At 75.6% G+C, this 3,304-nt stretch carries 2 protein-coding genes and 2 pseudogenes; 1 reads left to right on the top strand and 3 read right to left on the bottom strand.

The features are described from left to right. Positions 1-117, bottom strand: a pseudogene (locus tag EAO77_RS41430) (GntR family transcriptional regulator); the annotation flags it as partial. Then, positions 111-770, bottom strand: a pseudogene (locus EAO77_RS40260) (pyridoxamine 5'-phosphate oxidase family protein); the annotation flags it as partial. The pseudogenes EAO77_RS41430 and EAO77_RS40260, both read right to left, overlap by 7 nt. A 23-nt stretch (positions 771-793) precedes the next feature. Between EAO77_RS40260 and EAO77_RS22340 the strand changes: the two are divergent. Next, positions 794-2,125, top strand: coding sequence for an aminotransferase class I/II-fold pyridoxal phosphate-dependent enzyme (locus EAO77_RS22340; protein WP_147990081.1), 1,332 nt, complete (start codon positions 794-796; stop codon positions 2,123-2,125). A gap of 110 nt (positions 2,126-2,235) precedes the next feature. Here the strand turns inward: EAO77_RS22340 and EAO77_RS22335 are convergent, their stop codons facing one another. After that, complete coding sequence (locus EAO77_RS22335; protein ID WP_261994105.1) at positions 2,236-3,279, bottom strand: EamA family transporter; 1,044 nt, start codon at positions 3,277-3,279, stop codon at positions 2,236-2,238. Positions 3,280-3,304: the final 25 nt, after the last annotated feature.

The raw sequence follows: 3,304 nt of genomic DNA, 5'->3' as shown, positions 1-3,304 counted from the left end.
GGTCTCGATGACCCCGCGCTCGCGCAAGGTGCGGTAGGCAGCGGCGACGGTGTTCGCGTTGACTCCGAGGTCGGCGGCCAACTCGCGCATGGGCGGCAGCAGTTGCCCGGGATCGAGTCCGCGAGGTCGGGGGACGGGACGGGCGCGCCGTAGGTGCGGGCCACCGGGATCACGCCGGCCCAGTGGGGGAGTTCCATGTCCTCCGGCTCGTCGTTGGGCCCGCCGGTGCGGGCCTTGGCGGAGACCTCGGTCAGGTCCAGCCTGATCACCGCCGTGGCGGCCAGCTCCTTGGCGCTGGCCGGGCGGGAGTCGGCGGAGCGCCCCGCGACCACCTGGTCGACGAGGGCGTCGAGCGCCAGGTTCTTCTCCTGCGGGTCGGTCACCTGGTGGGCGGTGCCGTGGACCACGACCGAGCGGTAGTTGATGGAGTGGTGGAACGCCGAGCGGGCGAGCACCAGACCGTCGACGTGGGTGACGGTGAGGCACACCGGCAGGCCGGGGTCGGCCTCGCCCGCCATGCGCAGCGGCCGGGAGCCGGTCGAGCCGTGGACGTAGAGCGCGTCGCCGACCCGCGCGTACAGCGTCGGCAGGACGACGGGGGCGCCGTCGCGGACGAAGCCGAGATGGCAGAGGTAGCTCTCGTCGAGTATCGCGTGGACCGTCTCCCGGTCGTACGACGCGCGGTCACGGGAACGGGTCGGCACCGTGCGCTCCGTCGGTCCGTAGGCGGCGGTGTCCGGCTGGGCGTGGTCGGGCATTGCGAACTCCATTGCACTAGTGCATAATATTGTTTGTGCTAGGAGAGTATCGGATCACCGGACGGCGCGCATCGGAGATTGCCGGGAGCATCGAGCGCGCGGTCGGCGACGGCGGCCTCGATCCCGGGCAACTGCTGCCGCCCATGCGCGAGTTGGCCGCCGACCTCGGAGTCAACGCGAACACCGTCGCCGCTGCCTACCGCACCTTGCGCGAGCGCGGGGTCATCGAGACCGCGGGCCGCCGGGGGAGCCGGGTGCGGCCCCGTCCGGCGAGCACCCCCCGCAACGCCATCCGCGTCGAGGCGCCGCCCGGAGTGCGCGATCTCGGCGGCGGCGACCCCGACACGGCGCTGCTGCCGCCCCTGCGCGAGGTGTTCACCGCTGCCGCGGCACGGCACGACGAGGCCCCCGTGCTCTACGGGCAGGGTCCGGTGGACCCGGGCTTCGCCCGTCAGGCGCGGGCGGCGCTCGATGCCGACGGCGTGCCCGCCGGCCCCCTCGCCGTCACCTCCGGCGCCCTCGACGCCATCGAGCGGGTGCTCGCCGCCCACCTGCGGGCCGGCGACCGGGTCGCCGTGGAGGACCCGGGCTGGGGCAGCCTGCTGGACCTCGTCACCGCGCTCGGCTTCACGGCCGTGCCCATGGAACTCGACGACGAGGGCCCGCTCCCCGCGGCCCTGGAACGCGCCCTGGCGGGCGGGGCCCGCGCGGCGGTGATCACCGACCGGGCCCAGAACCCGACCGGCGCGGCCGTGACCGCCGCGCGCGCGGCCGCCCTGCGGGAGGTGCTCGGCCGGTACCCGGACACCCTCCTCGTCGAGGACGACCACGGGCACGCGATCGTGGAGCAGGATCTGCACGTCCTCGGGGGGACGACCGCGCACTGGGCGTTCGTGCGCTCGACTGCCAAGGCGTACGGGCCCGATCTGCGGGTGGCCGTGATCACCGGCGACACGGTGACGGTGGACCGGGTGCTCGGGCGGCTCGGTCTCGGGCCGGGATGGGTCAGCCACATCCTCCAGCAGGCCGTCGCGGGTCTGTGGCAGTCCGCGGCCGTCGACCCGGCGGCCGTCGCCCGTGCCTACGGGGTCCGGCGCCGGGCGCTGGTGGACGCGCTCGCCCGCCGGGGCGTCGTGTCCCACGGGAGCAGCGGGATGAACGTCTGGATCCCCGTCGCCGACGAGACCGGCGTCGTCACCCGGCTGCTGCGCGCGGGCTGGGCGGTGGCGCCCGGAGCGCGGTTCCGCCTGGCGGCGCCGCCGGGTGTCCGCGTCACCGTCTCGGGCCTGACGGCGGACGACATCGAGCCGCTCGCCGCCGCCGTGGCCGAGGCGTGCGGCCCCGTGCCCGCGCGCACCTACGGCTGACCCCACGCCCGGGGTGGGGTGACGGTGTGGGGCCGCCCCCCGTGGGGGCGGCACATGGGGCGGCGGTGGCCGGGGCCCTCGCCGCGGCCACCGCCGCACTCACCGGCCGGTCATCGGGTCGCACCGCAGGCCGCGGCGGACTCCCGGGGCGCGGTGGGGCCGGCGGGAGCGGCCGGTTCGGGGCCGGCGGGAGCGGCCGGCGCCGGCCGTGCCGCGGCGGGGCCGGACGTCCCGGCCGGCGGCTTGGGGCGGCTCTGCGTCAGGGCGGCGCCGACCAGCACGATCAGGGCCCCGACCGGTGTGTTCCAGGCCAGGGGCTCGTCGAGCACGGCCACGCCCGCGGCCGTGGCGATCACCGGGATGAAGTACGTGACCATCTGCGCGGTCGTCGGGCCCACTTCGGCGACGAGCCCGTACTGGATCAGCAGGGCCAGCCCCGTCCCGAGGGTGCCGAGGGCCACCACGGCCAGCAGCGGGACCACCGGGAACGATGTGGGCAGCGTGGTGAACAGGGGTGTCACCAGCCCGAGTTGCAGCGTGGCGAGCCCCAGCTGGGCCCCGGTCAGCGACAGATGCGAGTGGCTGGAGCCCGCCAGGGTGCGGCGGACGTAGATCCAGCCGATCGGGTAGCTGAGCGAGGCCAGCAGCGCCATCGCCGTGCCCCGGACGTCGAGCCCGGCGAAACCCTGCCACGCCCCGAGGACGGTCAGCACGCCGAGGAATCCGATGCCCAGGCCCGCGACCCGCCGGCGGGTGGGCCGGTCCTCGGAGAGCGCGACGAGGGACAGCACCATCCCCCACAGCGGTGAGGTCGCGTTGCAGATGCCGGCCAGCGTCGAGGGGATCGTCAGCTCCGCGTAGGCGAAGAGCGAGAACGGCAGCGCGTTCAGCAGGAACGCGGCGACGGTCAGGTGGCCCCAGGTGCGCAGCCCCCGGGGCAGCCGCTCGCGGCGCACGGCCATCGCGACCGCCAGCACCGCCGTCCCGAACAGCAGCCAGTCGTGGCAGAACTCCCCCTCCGGCCAGGAGACCCAGTCGTCGTCGGCGAACTCCGCCAGATCGACCTCGTCGCGGCCGGCGAGCCGGTGCCCGGCGGGCAGGGCGACATCGGTGACGTCGTCGAGGAGCTGGGCCTGCGCGAGCCCGGCGGGCACGGGCAGCCGCTTGTTGCTCCAGTCC

This window comes from Streptomyces sp. T39, from assembly GCF_008042045.1.
Taxonomy (GTDB): domain Bacteria; phylum Actinomycetota; class Actinomycetes; order Streptomycetales; family Streptomycetaceae; genus Streptomyces.
The sequence above is the reverse complement of the archived record's forward strand: the minus strand, read 5'-3'. Positions and strand labels throughout refer to the sequence as shown.